This window comes from Larkinella terrae (assembly GCF_009668025.1).
In the GTDB taxonomy this organism is placed as follows: Bacteria; Bacteroidota; Bacteroidia; order Cytophagales; family Spirosomataceae; genus Larkinella; species Larkinella terrae.
The window spans coordinates 361,433-376,279 of sequence record NZ_WJXZ01000006.1; the positions used below are offsets into that span (position 1 = coordinate 361,433).

The 14,847-nt window shown below is 49.2% G+C and carries 14 protein-coding genes; 5 read left to right on the forward strand and 9 right to left on the reverse strand.

The window, feature by feature from the left end:
• Window positions 1-3: 3 nt before the first annotated feature.
• From ccsA (GJJ30_RS12135) to GJJ30_RS12155, 5 genes are all read right to left on the reverse strand, one after another.
• Window positions 4-2,640 carry a cytochrome c biogenesis protein CcsA gene (gene ccsA, locus GJJ30_RS12135; protein WP_154175418.1) on the reverse strand — a complete coding sequence of 879 codons (2,637 nt, stop codon included), beginning with the start codon at window positions 2,638-2,640 and terminating at the stop codon, window positions 4-6.
• A gap of 121 nt (window positions 2,641-2,761) precedes the next feature.
• Window positions 2,762-3,202: a cytochrome c maturation protein CcmE domain-containing protein gene (locus tag GJJ30_RS12140; RefSeq protein ID WP_154175419.1), complete on the reverse strand. Its 441-nt coding sequence runs from the start codon at window positions 3,200-3,202 to the stop codon at window positions 2,762-2,764.
• A gap of 81 nt (window positions 3,203-3,283) precedes the next feature.
• On the reverse strand, window positions 3,284-3,490 hold the full coding sequence (locus GJJ30_RS12145; RefSeq protein WP_154175420.1) for a CcmD family protein: 207 nt from the start codon (window positions 3,488-3,490) through the stop codon (window positions 3,284-3,286).
• Window positions 3,491-3,532: 42 nt separating this feature from the next.
• Window positions 3,533-4,231, reverse strand: a complete 699-nt coding sequence (ccsA, locus tag GJJ30_RS12150; protein WP_154175421.1) for a cytochrome c biogenesis protein — start codon at window positions 4,229-4,231, stop codon at window positions 3,533-3,535.
• A 7-nt stretch (window positions 4,232-4,238) separates the two neighbouring features.
• Window positions 4,239-4,907, reverse strand: a complete 669-nt coding sequence (locus tag GJJ30_RS12155) for a heme exporter protein CcmB (RefSeq protein ID WP_154175422.1) — start codon at window positions 4,905-4,907, stop codon at window positions 4,239-4,241.
• Window positions 4,908-5,215: 308 nt separating this feature from the next.
• On the opposite strand from GJJ30_RS12155, the gene GJJ30_RS12160 reads away from it, so the two are divergent.
• On the forward strand, window positions 5,216-5,455 hold the full coding sequence (locus GJJ30_RS12160; RefSeq protein WP_154175423.1) for a FeoA family protein: 240 nt from the start codon (window positions 5,216-5,218) through the stop codon (window positions 5,453-5,455).
• 59 nt (window positions 5,456-5,514) lie between these two features.
• On the forward strand, window positions 5,515-7,653 hold the full coding sequence (feoB, locus tag GJJ30_RS12165; RefSeq protein WP_154175424.1) for a ferrous iron transport protein B: 2,139 nt from the start codon (window positions 5,515-5,517) through the stop codon (window positions 7,651-7,653).
• Window positions 7,654-7,738: 85 nt separating this feature from the next.
• Here the strand turns inward: feoB and GJJ30_RS32040 are convergent, their stop codons facing one another.
• Window positions 7,739-7,903: a hypothetical protein gene (locus GJJ30_RS32040; protein ID WP_170299175.1), complete on the reverse strand. Its 165-nt coding sequence runs from the start codon at window positions 7,901-7,903 to the stop codon at window positions 7,739-7,741.
• Between the two features lie 477 nt (window positions 7,904-8,380).
• Window positions 8,381-9,880, reverse strand: a complete 1,500-nt coding sequence (locus GJJ30_RS12170) for an NAD(P)H-hydrate dehydratase (protein ID WP_154175425.1) — start codon at window positions 9,878-9,880, stop codon at window positions 8,381-8,383.
• A gap of 177 nt (window positions 9,881-10,057) precedes the next feature.
• Between GJJ30_RS12170 and rplS the strand changes: the two genes are divergently transcribed.
• Both rplS and dapF read left to right on the forward strand, forming a co-directional pair.
• On the forward strand, window positions 10,058-10,429 hold the full coding sequence (gene rplS, locus GJJ30_RS12175; protein WP_154175426.1) for a 50S ribosomal protein L19: 372 nt from the start codon (window positions 10,058-10,060) through the stop codon (window positions 10,427-10,429).
• Between the two features lie 181 nt (window positions 10,430-10,610).
• Window positions 10,611-11,381: a diaminopimelate epimerase gene (gene dapF / locus GJJ30_RS12180; RefSeq protein ID WP_310588237.1), complete on the forward strand. Its 771-nt coding sequence runs from the start codon at window positions 10,611-10,613 to the stop codon at window positions 11,379-11,381.
• Window positions 11,382-11,386: 5 nt separating this feature from the next.
• Here dapF and GJJ30_RS12185 read toward each other — a convergent pair whose 3' ends face one another.
• Window positions 11,387-11,695, reverse strand: coding sequence for a rhodanese-like domain-containing protein (locus GJJ30_RS12185; RefSeq protein WP_310588232.1), 309 nt, complete (start codon window positions 11,693-11,695; stop codon window positions 11,387-11,389).
• A 211-nt stretch (window positions 11,696-11,906) separates the two neighbouring features.
• Window positions 11,907-12,719 carry a 5'-nucleotidase, lipoprotein e(P4) family gene (locus GJJ30_RS12190; protein WP_154175428.1) on the reverse strand — a complete coding sequence of 271 codons (813 nt, stop codon included), beginning with the start codon at window positions 12,717-12,719 and terminating at the stop codon, window positions 11,907-11,909.
• A 270-nt stretch (window positions 12,720-12,989) separates the two neighbouring features.
• Here GJJ30_RS12190 and htpG point away from each other — a divergent pair, with 270 nt between their 5' ends.
• Window positions 12,990-14,819 (forward strand): molecular chaperone HtpG, encoded by a 1,830-nt coding sequence (gene htpG, locus GJJ30_RS12195; protein WP_154175429.1) that lies wholly within the window; start codon window positions 12,990-12,992, stop codon window positions 14,817-14,819.
• Window positions 14,820-14,847: the final 28 nt, after the last annotated feature.

Below are 14,847 nucleotides of genomic sequence, written 5' to 3' on the forward strand. Positions count from 1 at the left end.
ACCTTACCGCGAACTGGTTACTAATGACGGTTTTTTCGCGTCCCGCATTTTGGTGAACTCGCGGTAGCGACGAATGGCCGCCATCGAGAATCCGATCACCAGCACGAAGGTTCCGATCCAGAGGAAGTTGATCAACGGCATTTCCTTGGCTTTCATCACGATGTAATCGCGTTGCGTGGTATTGGCCGTGAAGGTAAACAAACCGGTGCGCGGATCGATTTCGTTCAGCTGAATCCGCAAACCGAGCTCTTCATTGGTCTCGGCCTGCCGACCGACCATGCGGTCTTTGATAATGAAAGCCGGCTGGAGGGTGTATTCCCGCTCCTTGTCCAGGACCCGAATGACGGCTTTGACGGCGGCATCGTTCGGTCCGAGTGGGGTTCCGTCCACTTCGCGGGTCTGGACGACGTTGTCGAAAATTGCGACGTAATCGTTTACGAAAAACGTGTCCTTTGGCGCAATCCGGTACGTTTCGGTTGGACTCCAGGTGCCTTCACTCGATGGGTCAGGAACGGTCGCGACGTAGGTATACAGATCTTTGCCCGGCATCCGGCGAATGTCCGGCGAAGGTAGAAAACCGCCCGAGCCCATTTGCTGATTGATCTGTCCGCGCGGGAAGAGGGTGAACACCTTGCCGCCCGGTTCCCGGTATTCTACTTCGTAATAGGTGTTTTCGGGGTGAAGCGCAACGGTATCGCCTTTTTTATGATAGAGCTTGCCGTTTTGTTCAATATCCCGTAACGCAATGCCGTGAAAACTAAGTTCCGGACCGGCGCCTTCAATTGGCTCGACCCAGTCACGGGGAACGTATTCCGGTACGTCGCGGATTTCAATGCGTTGACCGCGGTACGTCAGCAAATAACCGCTCATTTTCTGCGGCTGATTCAGCCACAAAATGACGTTTTCCTTGTTCTCCTTGTTGTCGTTTTTAGTAAAATCTTCCCCTTTCGAAATCAACATTCCGGTATTGTTGAGGGAAACGATTTTGGAATAACCCGCCGAAAACAGAATGCCGATGAGCATTAAAGCTACGCCGATGTGAGCAACCGCGCCACCCGAAAGCCGGTAGTTTCCGCGAATAATTCCCCACAGAATCGCCGAATTCGCCACAATGGCAAAAACCGATGCCGTCAGCAAAACCATAAACGCCGGTTTCGTAATGTCGCCAAACGCGATCAAGCCACCGCTAATGAACATGGTGATGATGCCGGAGGTAATAATAGCGTTAAGATTGCCTTTGCCAATTTTCCGCCACCAGATGTACTGGCCAATGCCAGTTAACAGGGCGATAGCGGAGAAAAACCAGACCTGGAATTTGTTGTAGTGCGCGACCTGATCGGCAGGCATAGCAATGTTGGGGCTAAAACCGAGCGACTCGCCAATTTTATTGTAAACCGGAAATGAAGTCGTATTCAATACCTGAAAACCGGCCAGACACAGGATAACAGCGCCGATGAAAAGCCAGAATTCGCGGGAATAAACGGAGGTTTCTTCTTCATCTTTTTCGATCAGTTTCCATTTGACGCTGATCAAAACCGCAGCCATTACCACGAAAGCCATCATATAAATCAGGAGCTGCCCCGAAAGACCCAAATCCGTGAAGGAGTGGACCGAGGCATTGCCCAGAATACCGCTACGCGTCAAAAATGTCGAATACAGAATGAGCAGGAACGTTGCTACCGAAAGAATGATGGCGGTTTTTAAACCGGTCGAACTCTTTTTGGCAATCAGCATCGCGTGAATTCCGGCAATCAATACCATCCAGGGAACGAGCACCGAATTTTCGACCGGGTCCCAGTTCCAGTATCCGCCGAAATTGAGGGTTTCGTAGGCCCAATAACCGCCCATCAGAATGCCGACGCCCAGCACCATCGCCGAGAACAACGCCCAGGGAAGTGCGGGCCGCATCCATTCCTTGGGTTCATTTTTCCACAAACCGGCAATACAGAAAGCAAACGGAATCAGGGTCGTGGCGTATCCCAGAAAGAGCGTCGGGGGGTGAATGACCATCCAATAGTTCTGCAAAAGCGGATTCATGCCTTTGCCATCTTCCGGAACGTAGTTGGGGTTGCTGATAAAAATCGGCGTATCAGTTAAAACATCCCGCAGCAACATAAAAGGTGAGCTACCTATTTTGAATGTGCCGCCAAAAACGACGCCTAAGATCATCGATGCCAGAAACGCCTGAACGAGGGCAAAAACCGTCATCATTGGGGCTTCCCACTGCCGCGAGCTGGTGCTTTTGGCGCGGTCGTCACGGTTGGTCTGGATCAAAACGATGCCTAAAATCACGTTCCAGAACAGCCAGAGTAGAAAACTGCCTTCCTGGCCGTGCCAGAAACTGGAGATGATGTATTCCGCCGGTAACGCCCGGGAGGAGTAATTCCAGGCGTAGTGGTATTCGAAATAATGATTCGAAATGATGTAAAACAGGCTGGCCACAATGCCAAAAATTGCCACGCCGTGGAGGTAAAAAGACCCGCGTGCCAACCAGCGCCATTGCGTAATCTCCCGTTTGTTTTGCAACAGCTCATTGCCCGCCAGCGAAATCCGGAGGTAGGCAACCGTAGACATCAAAGCGGTTACAAATGAAATAATGACAAAAAGATGGCCGATTTCACCGGCAGTCGTATGAATCATGATTGAATGGTCGAGTGGCTTAAATGGTCAAAAATGGTTGAATGGTTAAAAAGGGTTTAGTGTGTTTTATAACTAACCTTTTTTAACCATTCAACCATTTTTAACCATCTAGCCATTCAATTTATAATTTGGCGGTTTTCGCTTCGTATTCTTTCGTTTCCAGTTTGTTTTCCTGGTATTTCGAAGGGCATTTCAACAGAATCTTGTCTGCGCGGAAGTGGTCGCCCTGCATGCTGCCAATGACAACGACCTGTTCTGAGCGGTCGAAATCCTGCGGTTTTGGCGAATTGTACACCACTTTTTGGGTGCGGTTTTCGTTATCGACCAGCGTAAATTCAAAACGATTGGGGTCGATCTGGGGCTGATAAACCATGTTGGTGATCTTGCCCTGCGCGTCTTTGGTCAGTTTACCAACCACATGAACGCCGTCGGATTCACCGCTTTTTGCCATTTCGGCGGCCTGGGTGAACGTAACGTACGAACTGGCATCACCGGCGGTCGAAATGATGATACCGATAGCCAGCGCAATGACGATAATACCGAGAATATGTGTTTTTTTCATGATTCAGAGGAAAGATGTTAGACATGAGACGAAAGACCAAAAACCGGTACGATCTCACTTCTCTTGTCTAAGCTCTCATGTCTATTTAATCTCCTTTTCCAGTTTACTGATTTTCGAATCCAGCCGGATGAGGTAGAGCACTACCCCCGCAAACGTAACAAGAATGACGGCAACGACAACCCAGATTTTGCCGTCGGCACGCAGCCGGTCGGCCATCTCAACATCCTGAGCCTGTGTGCTGAAGGACAGCAACAACAGAAAACAAAGGGCGAGCAATTTATGTATCATAGTAGTGAGTAGTGTAAAGTGGTAACAAGTTTAAGCAGGTAATCATTCCGCAGTGGAGTGGGCTTTGGGCAGGGGGTTGTTGACGTTATCCAGCCGGTCCCGCAACCGTCGTAACCGCACCCGCAATTGGGTCATCCATACGCCCAGTAACGTCATTCCAATAACCGCCGGGTACAAGACCATGCGCATGCCATTGTCCATGTCGTATTTACCGAAAGCCGGGTTGCCACCATTGCCCGGATGCAGCGAATCCGTGAGACGCGGCAGAATGAAAATGAGCGGCACAAAAACCGCAAAGGCAAAAATGTTATAAATCGCCGAAATCCGGGCCCGGCGAAGTTCATCGTCGAACGAGTTTCTCAGAATCAGGTAGGCGAAATACATGAGCATTCCGACGGCGACGCTATTCAGTTTGGGGTCGTTTGGCCAGGGATCTCCCCAGGTAATGCTGGCCCAGAGCGAACCGGTCGCGCAGCCCAGAATCCCGTACAGGATGGCGGTGTTGGCAAATTCCACCGAAATATGATCATCGTCCAGGCGTCCGTTCCGCAGGTAGCGAATGGAATAGATCATGGAAGTGAGCATCAGAATCAGCATTGAAAACCAGAGCGGTACGTGAAAATAAACGTTACGAATGCTCTCGTTCAGGATTGGCTGACGGGGAACGGTTCCTACTAATCCAACCCAGATGACGTAGGTCATGATGACGACGGCGAGGGCTTTCCACCAATTTTTTTTCATAGTCATTTTAACTTCTCCACAGATAGGGAAACAACAGAATCGACAGCACCAGGACGATGGCGTCGATGGCCAGTAAAGTACCGATTTCGTCCAGACTTACGCTACGGTCCAGGCCATCAAGTGCATTTTTTGATACACGAATCAGCATAAGTAGCAACGGAATCACTACCGGGAAACTCAAAACCGCCATCAGCGTCGCGCTATTTTCGGCTTTGGAAGCAATTCCGGCCACCAGCGTGAGCGAAGCCGCAAAACCGATTGCGCCCAATAACAGATTAACGACAAACAGCGGCATATCCATCTCTTGGCCGGGAACGCCCATCACCAGGGTGTAAATACCAAATCCGAGGCTGGCCAGCACGAGCATCAGCAGCGTATTGTACAGGATTTTGGACAGGATGATTTTCTGCGGGCTGATCAGCGTGTAATAGTATAAAAGCCGCCCGGAGCGTTCCTGAACGAAACTTTTGGCAATCGCATTGATTGCGGTAAACAGCAGAATGATCCAGAATAACGCGTTCCAGACCATCGGCGTGAGCTGGTTTCGGCGTAAACTGAAACTCAGAAAACAGACAAAAACCGTACTGACAATGTAAAGCAGCATACCGTTCAGGGCGTAGCGTTGCCGCCATTCCAATCGAAACTCTTTACCGATTAGCACCCTGATCTGTTCCATTTCGTTCCGGTCGGGGACGATTGTCCGTTAAGTTTCCGGGAAAAATTTATTCGGTTCTGGTCATTGTGCCCGGTTTTACAAAATTACAACACAAACCCCAGTTCAGCTTGATAAAAATTCCGGTTTTTTCGATTATTGACGGTTGATTTGGCATTAAACTCTGAATCGCGCTTACCCGAGTAATTTCAACTAATTTTTTCGTTTACTTTTTTCGACTCAGAAATCGGGAATTTTTGTCCCAATTCTTGTAAATGAGATAGGATAAGCGTTAACTTGCGTTAGTTTGTAATAATTCTAAATAAACCATCATGACGAATCGGAAGGCGGATGTTCGAAGCGTTGCGGATTTGAAGCTCGGCGAAAAAGCCGTGATTCAATCGTTCAGCGACCAATGGATGTCGCTGAAATTGCTCGAAATGGGCTGTTTACCCGGCACAGAGGTTTCGCTGCACTGTAAAGCCCCCCTGGGCGACCCTATCTGCCTGAATGTTTCCGGTTACTGTCTGTCGATGCGGAAGGCCGAAGCCGCTACCATTTTGGTTGAATAAGATCCTATCAAAGTCGGGAAGCGCCGGGCGTTTTCGGACTATTTTATACTACTTTGTCATTGAAATCAAAACCTGTTATTGCCCTGGTTGGCAATCCGAATTCCGGAAAATCATCCTTGTTTAATGAACTAACCGGCCTTCGTCAGAAAGTCGGCAATTTCCCGGGTGTAACTGTCGATAAAAAATCGGGAACGGCTTTTCTGAACGAATCCACCGAAATCCAGGTGGTCGATTTGCCCGGTGTTTACAGCATTTATCCCAAATCACTCGACGAACAGGTTGTGACGGATATCCTGGCCAATCCGCAACATCCTGATTATCCGGATGTGGCGGTGGTGGTGGTCGATGGGTCTAACCTGAACCGTAATCTGTTGTTATTTAGTCAGGTCCATGACCTGGGCGTACCGGTTATCATGGCGCTGAACATGCTGGACATTGCCCGGCAACAGCAACTCGAAATCAATGCCGTCCGGTTGTCGATGCAATTGGGCGTGCCGGTTGTCAAGATCAATGCGCGGCTGGGAGAGGGGCTGGAGCTTTTAAAGCAGGCCATCGAAAAGCAGATCGGCCGGTCGGTTACGGCGCCAACGTTATTTTTTGATCCCGAACAGACCTTGAATTCGCCGGAACAGGATATGACTGGTCTCCTGGCCGACGTTCGTCAGCAGTACCAGCTGACCAATAATTATATTGCGATTCAATACCTCATTCAGCACGACGGGTTTTCGTTTCTGGCCATTCCGCAGCGGGTTAAACTGGACGGGTTCATTGAAAAATACCATTTCAATGAACTTGATTTTCAAGCAAAAGAAACCATTGAGCGTTACAAACGTATTGGTGAAGTAGTGAAAAATGTGGTTACTGACAAGCGGCCGCTTGGTCAGTCGACCTGGAGCCAGCGGATCGACCGGTTTTTGCTGCATCCCGTCTGGGGTTACGCCATTTTTGCACTGATTTTGCTGCTGATTTTTCAGGCGATTTTTGCGTGGGCGCAACCGTTTGTCGACGGCATCGACGCCGGAGTGGCCTGGCTGAATGGCACCTTGCACGAGAGCCTGCCCAGAGGCCCACTGACGGATCTGCTGACCGACGGTATCATTGCCGGCGTGGGCGGTGTCATTGTTTTTATTCCCCAGATCGCTTTTTTATTTCTGCTCGTTTCCTTGCTCGAAGAATCCGGTTACATGTCGCGGGTCATGGTTTTGATGGACCGTATCATGCGTCAATTCGGCCTGAATGGGCGAAGTGTGGTGCCGCTGATTTCGGGGGTTGCCTGCGCTGTTCCGGCCATTATGGCCACGCGGAGCATCGGTTCTTGGCGCGAGCGACTCATTACGATTCTAGTAACGCCCCTGATGAGTTGCTCCGCCCGTTTGCCGATTTATACGATTTTAATCGCGTTGGTCGTGCCGGAAAAAACCGTGCTGGGATTTCTGAATTTGCAGGGAATCGTCATGATGGGTTTGTATCTGCTCGGCCTCACGGCGGCCTTGCTGGGCGCTTATCTCTTCAAAGTCATCATTAAAGCTCGCGAAAGAAGCCTGTTTGTGATGGAATTGCCGACCTATAAATGGCCGCGCTGGAACCACGTCGGGATTACAGTTTGGGACAGCGTGGCGTCGTTTGTCTGGCAGGCCGGTCGAGTCATTGTTGCTATTTCGATTGTCCTGTGGGTGTTGGCCTCCTACGGCCCCGGCGACGCACTAGAGCAGGCCGAAAACCGGATACGGCAGGAATACGCCAATCGGTCGACCGAAGAAATTGAAAACCGGGTTGCCTCCGAACGGCTGGAATCATCGTACGCCGGTTTGTTCGGAAAGGTACTGGAACCAGTTATCAAACCGCTGGGATACGACTGGAAAATCGGGATCGCGCTTATCAGTTCCTTTGCCGCGCGTGAAGTGTTCGTTGGAACGATTGCGACCATCTACAGCATTGGTGGTGTTGACGAGGACAACAATACGACAATCAAGCAAAAACTGGCCGCCGAAGTGAATCCTGAAACGGGCGGACCGATGTATACGCCAGCCGTTGCTTTTTCATTGCTGGTATTTTATGTATTTGCGATGATGTGTATGAGTACGATCGCGACGGTTTACCGCGAAACGAAAGGATGGAAATGGCCGATGATTCAACTGGCTTACATGAGCGTTCTCGCCTATGTGTCCGCGTTTCTGGTGTATCAGCTGATGAAATAAAAAAACAGATTTCATACAGTATAGCCGGTTTAACGCGGTCTCACTGTGTGAAATCTGTTTAATTTTATTTTTCGCGGTGTGGGTGTTACCAGAACAATCCTTTCGAAATGATCGGATAAATGAAGTGGAAAAGAATGTAGGCGAAAATCATTACCGTTAACACGCCGAGTAAGGAAATCTGATCGACTTCAAATCGGAACCGGCGGCTCGGGCGGTTGACTCTCCATTCTTTATGAACAACATTTTTCATGGTAACTTTCAGTTATGGTGTTGATATAGTATTGTTGGATATAGTGGTACAAAATTCAGCAATCGGATTGGTTTTAAAATGCGTACAACTACGTGATTTAAAGAACAGGTAGTTTTTACACACTACTTCCTCCTGATTTACCTAAAACGGTTTCAAATACTATTCCAAGTGAAACCATTTTTTCACTCCTCCGGAATTAATATCTAATTGCTTCTGATTTACAGTCGCTTAGCTGTAAAGAAATTGGTAAAAAGCAATTTCTAACTATTTCGTAAAAATTGTAAGATAGGAGCAACTGTGGAATTGTTTCTACACTGGTTGGGGATGTCTTACACAGATCAGACCCGGTTATATTTACGAGGGTTGCAAGGGAAATGGATTGAGAAAAAAATATTTATTTCGGCATACGTACTTTTTGCCACTTACAGACCGCATATGGCAAATTCACCGGAATAACTGAAGGTAAAAGTCTGGTAATTAATCCCAGCGAAGTGCTTCGATGATGTCAGATGCAGTCAAACCAATTTGACCGCGATTTTCGGCCGCCCGATCACCCGCCCGACCGTGTTCAAAAACCCCCAAAACCGCGGCTTCCACGGGATCATAGCCCTGGGCAATCAAAGCCGTCAGAATGCCCGTCAGCACGTCGCCGGTGCCGCCGGTGCTCATTCCCGGATTTCCGGTCGAATTGAAATGCGTCGTTCCGTCGGGCGTGGCAATGGCTGTATGCGCTCCTTTCAGGACAACCACAAACCGGTTCCGCTGCGCAAAATCCCGCAGAATCCCCAGCTTGTCGTAATCGCTGGTCCACCGCCGGGTCAGGCGTTCGAACTCTTTCGGATGGGGCGTTAAAATGCTGTTTTTGGGTATTTTATCGATCAACTCCCGGTTTTGGGCAATCAAATTTATGGCGTCGGCGTCGATGACCATTGGTTTTTTGGCCTCAGAAAGCAATTTGCGAAGCATCGACAGCGTTTCGGGGGCGGTTCCGATGCCCGGTCCGACACCGATGGCCGAATAACTGCTCAATTCCGGAGCTTCGAGCTCGGTTTGTCCGGTCAGAATATGCAAATGACCATCGGGCTGGCACATGGCTTCGGGAACCGTTGTTTGCAGGATTTCGTACCCACAACGCGGCACCTGAACCGACAGCAATCCGACGCCCGACCGCAGGCAGGCTCGGGAGGCCAGTACGCCAGCGCCAATTTTTCCGTAACTGCCCACCAGCAATAACGCATGTCCAAACGATCCTTTGTGCGAAAACCGGTCGCGGGGGCGCAGCAAATGCCGGACTTCGCTTTCGGAGCTGTAAAAATAGGTGGTCGGTGTTCGTTCGATAAAGGTTCGGCTTAAACCAATATCGACCAGGTGCCATTCGCCAACGTAAACGCCCAGAGTCGGTTGCAGAAAAGCAAGTTTGGGCAAATGAAAAGCAACGGTATAGTCGGGACGAATGATGGTGGCATTGGGGCCGTTGGCTGCATTGGCAAAAAGGCCGCTGGCGATATCCACGGCAACAACCGTCGCCGGACTGTGGTTGATCGCGTCAATCACCGACTGAACAATTCCGTCCGTGGTTCGGGATAAACCCAGGCCCAGAATGGCGTCGATAACGACTTCCCGGTTTCGGATCACTGGAATATCCCGCTCACTTTCAATGTAGTTGATGGACGAAATTAGTTTCAGACGCCGGTGGTTATGCATAAAATCCTCCGACTCGCGGGGAGCATACCGAACCACGAACGTCTGCACTGAATATTCCAGTTGCGTCAACAGCCGCGCGATGGCCAATCCATCACCTCCATTATTCCCCAACCCGCAAAAGACCCGAACGGGGCGGTTTTTATCGAAACGGGCCACGTACCAGTCGGTGAAAGCCTGAGCGGCTCGCTCCATGAGGTTGATAGGGGCAACGGGTTCGTGTTGGATAGTGTATTGATCAAGCGCACGGGTTTGTTCAACATTCAGAATTTTCATCTGGATTTTAAAAGGGCTCGTTATAACTTCAACGGCGAATTAGCTAAAAAGCCGTTAACCTTCCAACCGTTCGTCGGTCAATCAATTTATTTCAGGCCAACTATTTATATAACGGAATATTGTGGCTATCTTTGCGGCTTAATAAGAAATTTCATACCCCCGAAGATATCTACGGTCATGAGTGATTTAATTAAACTGGTCGAAACTGAGAACGCAAGCCGTCGGACGAACTTTCCGAACTTCCAATCAGGCGACACAGTCAATGTGCACGTTAAAATTCGCGAAGGAAACAAAGAGCGGATTCAGGTTTATACGGGTACGGTAATTCAACGCCGGAATCCGAACACCAACGGAGAAACATTTACGGTACGCAAAATTTCAAACGGTGTGGGTGTAGAACGGATTTTCCCGATTCTCTCACCAAACATCGACAAAATTGAGCTCGTTCGCCAGGGTAAAGTTCGGCGCGCACGCCTGTTCTACCTGCGTGGTCGTCAGGGCAAAGCCGCACGGATTAAGGAACGCAAGGCAAAAGCACCACAGGCATAGTTCTGTACTGCCCATCAGTAAGAAGCTGTCTGTAAAGGCGGCTTTTTTTGTTTCACAACAGTTAAGAATGAAGAGTTAAGAGTTAAGAGTTATGAGTTATGAATTATGAGTTGCTGACGTATAAGCCACTTATAGTTCATAACTCATAACTCTTAACTCTTAACTCTTAACTCAAGAAATGATCGATTTCTTCAAATACCAGGGGACCGGTAACGATTTTATACTGATCGATGACCGCAACGAAACGTTTCCGGTTTCGCAGGAACGCGTGGCCCACCTATGTCACCGGCGGTTCGGTATTGGCGCCGATGGCCTGATTCTGCTCCGCAATCATCCGGAATACGATTTTCAGATGATTTACTTCAACGCCGACGGGGCCGAGGGCAGCATGTGCGGAAACGGTGGTCGGTGCATTGTCCGGTTTGCGCACGATCTGGGTTTATTCGAAACTGAAACCCGTTTTCTGGCCGTCGACGGCGAACACGCGGCCGTGGTAAATGGGAGTGAAGTTTCGCTGAAAATGAATGAAATTGCGGGAATCGATCAACACCCCGATTACGCTTTCCTGAACACCGGTTCACCGCATTTTGTAAAAATTGTCGAAGACGTCGAGTCAATGGACGTGGTGGCTGAAGGCCGACCCATTCGTTACGACGACCGGTTTGCGCCCGGCGGCACCAACGCGAATTTTATCGAGCCTATCGGTGATAACGCACTGTTTGTCAGGACGTACGAACGTGGGGTGGAGGATGAAACCTATTCGTGCGGAACGGGGGTGACGGCATCGGCGCTGGTGGCGCATCAGCAGCTCGGCATGACCAGTCCGGTTTCCATTCAGACGATTGGCGGAAATTTGCGCGTCTCTTTCGAAGTCAGTCTGGATGGCGGTTTTACTGACCTTTATTTGATCGGCCCCGCCGTACGGGTTTACGAAGGCTCTGTAACTATCTGATTTGCTTAATATTCTGCGCCTAAAATACCGCCTTTGAGGTGGTACAGCTGCTTTTCTTCCATTTCGGGATGGCGGCATAAATCTTTCACGGCCACGCGGCTCCGAACGCCGTTCGTACAAACGACAATGACGGTGTCGTACGGGAGCAAATAATGGCGTTTGTCCCGGATTTCGGCGAGTGGAATATTCAGGCCGCCAATGTTGAATTCTTCAAACTCCCAATCGTCGCGCACGTCGACAATGACGGTTTCCGGCTCCATCACCAGCGATTCCATTTCTTCCGTTGTAATGTCCGTATAGGTTTTCGTGCTCACAAGTATCAGGGCTGGTATGGACGGTGTTTAAGATTGAACACAAAAAAAGCAAAGGGTGTTTTTCTTTGTTCGGAAAATATTGACCACTGAGCAAATTAGTGACCTGAACCAGCTAATTCCATGAACCAAACTCCTTTCATACCCGACAGGATCCGGTACAAAAGGAGTTGGCAAACGCGACAGGAAAAATATGGTGTGGAATGGGAGAGAATTAATAGCTTTCCAAAGCCTCGTGCTTGAGCTTGTCGGCTACTTTGGGCGAAACCGGCCGGGCGTTCCAAATGGCGGATTCCCAGTCGCCGTAAATGGCATTGGGCAAAACGATAAACCGGGTTCCAAAGTCCTGGTGATGAGCGTCTACCAGCGCACTCCGTTGGGTGGCATCCTGCTGGTAAAACCGCTTGTCGAAATCGTTGAGATTATCGCCAATTAGCATGGCAACCTGGTGCTTTTCAGCGACCGCCAACCGACGCGGTTCTTTATCCGATGAGCTACCTTTCATAATGACGTGCTGCGCATCGGCCTGTGGGAAACCGGTCTGTTTCAGATTCTGGATAGTCGCTTCCAGTTCGTCGGCATTCCGGTTGCTGATGTAAAAAATCTGAACGCCGTTCTGGTTCGCAAATTGAAAGAATTCGACCGCTCCGGGTAAGGCTTTCGCACGAGCCAGCGCCGTCCATGCCTTCCAGCTTTCCGGCGTATAAAGCTGGTGGTTCAACAAATCATGCGCCTGTTGCGGGCTGTTGTCGAGGACGCTTTCGTCAATGTCGGTAATGATGGCCAGCGGTTTTGACGACACCGGTTTTTGCCGGATCATCTCTTGTAGTTGCATTTTTGCCAGCGCAAAAGCCTGATAACAAAGGGCCCGGTATTCGCCCGAACGTTGTTGCCATAATACGGAGTTGAGGCTATAGTCCAGGCTGGTAATGCTTCTGGAGGTGCTCTGGTGGAACACTTTTGTGGTTTTCTGCGTACAGTCCGACAGGCTGACCAGCAAGGCTATGGCAAGAATAAGTTGTTTCATTGGAAATAGGCAATCAGCCTGCTTTGGTTATTCGTTTCGTCTGCGAACTGATTCATGACTCAAAAGTGGTGGATCGACGGTAGTCCGAAAAAAATACTCCAATGAGTCGCTTAAAGAACGGGAGGAATGGTGCAAAACCACCTCTGAACCGTTTTGTAAAAGATTGGCCGGAAGTCTGCCAACTTGTCACATTTGACAGCTCTGGAACAGTTGTTGGGAGCCTGTGAACATCAGTTTATTGCGTCAATCATACTTTATCAATTTATTGTCATGAGCTCGACCATTCAGGAAAAAGGTCAAATTTCGATTCATACGGAAAACATCTTTCCGATCATCAAAAAATTTCTCTACTCCGATCACGAGATTTTTTTACGGGAACTGGTTTCAAATGCCGTCGATGCCTCCCAAAAGCTGAAAAAACTGGCCGGATTCGGCGAATTTAACGGCGAGTTGGGCGATTTAAAGGTAACCGTTACGCTCGACGAAGAAGCTAAAACCATTACCGTTAGCGACAACGGAATCGGGATGACGGCGGAAGAAATCAAGAAGTACATCAATCAGATTGCTTTCTCGGGCGCGTCGGAGTTTCTGGAAAAATACAAAGACAAGCTGGACGAAAAAGGTGCCATTATCGGTCATTTTGGCTTGGGCTTCTATTCGGCTTTTATGGTTGCCGACCACGTCGAAATCATCACGAAGTCGTACCGGGAAGGAGCCGAAGCCGCCCGCTGGATCTGTGACGGCTCAACCGAATTTGAAATTACGGAAGCCGAACGCGCAGAACACGGTACGGATATTATCCTGCACATGGCTGCGGATTCGGAGGAGTTTCTGGACAAAAACCGCCTGCAAACGATTCTGGAAAAATACGGCCGGTTTTTGCCGATACCCATCGAATTTGACGGAAATGTCATCAATAATACGACGCCCATCTGGACCAAATCGCCGTCGGAGCTGACGGATGAAGACTACCAGAAATTCTACAAAGAACTCTATCCGATGTCGGAAGAGCCCTTGTTCTGGATTCACCTAAACGTCGACTATCCGTTCAACCTGACCGGGGTTCTCTACTTCCCAAGGGTTAAAAATGATTTCCAGATCCGGCGCGAAAAAATTCAGCTATACAGTCGGCAGGTGTTTATTACCGATGAAGTCAAGGACATTGTGCCGGATTTTCTAATGATGTTGCACGGTGTGATCGACTCGCCGGATATTCCGCTCAACGTTTCGCGGAGCTTTCTGCAGGCAGACAGTAACGTTAAGAAAATCAATGGCTACATCACCCGCAAGGTGGCCGACAAATTAAGCGAACTCTTTCGCAACGACCGCGCCGGTTTCGAGCAGAAATTCGATGATATCGGTTTGTTCGTGAAATACGGAATTATCAGCGACGAGAAATTCTACGAAAAAGCCAAGGATTTTTGTCTGGTGAAAAACGTTGATGGCAAGTATTTCACATTCGAAGAATTTAGTGCAGCGGTCAAGGATAATCAAACCGACAAAAGCGGGTCGGTCGTCTGGTTATACACAAATGATTTGCAAAAACAGCACGGTTTTGTTGAGTCGGCCCGGAAACGCGGTTATGAAGTGTTGCTGTTCGATACGGTAATTGATAGTCATTTCATCAATCAACTGGAATACAAACTCGAAAAAACCAGTCTGAAACGCGTCGATGCGGATACTTTCGATAAACTGATTGACAAAGGATTGAACAACGAAAGCGTTTTGTCGGAAGAAGATTCCGCCAGATTGAAAACGTTGTTTGAAGAATCTCAGGACATCAAAATCGGTACGGTTACCGTTGAAGCCATGCCAACCGACGAGCTTCCGGTCATCATCACTCTGCCGGAGTTTTTCCGCCGGATGAAAGATATGTCGGCGCTGAGCGGTGAACGGGGAATGTTTGGTGCGATGCCGGACAGCTACAACATTGCCGTGAATGCCAACCACCCGCTGGCGGATCGCATTCTGAAAGCAACAGATCCCGAGGAACAGAAAGTATTGGTGAAGCAAAGCCTGGATCTGGCCAAACTTGCGCAGGGAATGCTTTCCGGCTCCGACCTGACGGCCTTCATTCGCCGGACGGTGGAGACGTTGTAAATTGGATTAACGGTTCACGGTTTTCGGT